Origin of the sequence: Aeromonas finlandensis (genome assembly GCF_000764645.1) — a bacterium.
GTDB lineage: Bacteria > Pseudomonadota > Gammaproteobacteria > Enterobacterales > Aeromonadaceae > Aeromonas > Aeromonas finlandensis.
Map to the genome: position 1 here is coordinate 1 of NZ_JRGK01000240.1, position 795 is coordinate 795.

Below are 795 nucleotides of genomic sequence, written 5' to 3' on the forward strand. Positions count from 1 at the left end.
CGCCACTGCTGTTTCAGTTCCCTGCATGTTCTCCAACATGGGCCGTAAGGAGTTTGACGACAACCGAGCTCGCAACAGTGAAGGGTTGCTGGATGTACTGCAGAAAACTGGAATCTCTATCTTCTGGAAGGAAAATGATGGCGGCTGCAAGGGAGTGTGCGATCGGGTACCCAATATCGAGATCAAACCCAAGGAATACCCGCAGTTCTGCGATAAAACCACCTGCCATGACGAGGTGATGCTGCAAAATCTGGATAATGAAATCGCTCAGATGAAAGGCGACAAGCTGGTTGGTTTCCACCTGATTGGCAGCCATGGTCCTACCTACTACAAGCGCTACCCTGACGAGCATCGCTACTTCCTGCCCGATTGCCCACGCAGCGACATCGAAAACTGTACCACTGAAGAGTTGGTAAACACCTATGACAACACCATCCGTTACACCGATTATGTGATTGCGCAGATGATTGCCAAATTGAAAACCTATGAGGACAAGTACAACACGGTACTTCTCTACGTATCTGATCACGGTGAATCACTGGGCGCATTGGGGCTCTATCTGCACGGTACGCCATACAAATTTGCCCCCGATGACCAAACCCGAGTACCGATGCAGCTCTGGATGTCCTCTGGTTTCATCCAAGAGAAAGGACTAGATATGAGCTGTTTGCAGAAAAATGCAGCCAACATCCGTTACTCACATGATAACTTGTTCTCATCCGTTCTGGGGATCTGGGATGTCAACACAACGGTATACAATGACGAGCGAGACCTATTCAGTCAATGTAGAACCAA

At 48.9% G+C, this 795-nt stretch carries 1 protein-coding gene; it reads left to right on the forward strand.

The window, feature by feature from the left end; all coding sequences use genetic code 11:
• Positions 1 to 795, forward strand: a 795-nt coding sequence (locus tag LD28_RS0112995) for a phosphoethanolamine transferase (RefSeq protein WP_033137385.1), incomplete at both ends; no start/stop codon positions are given.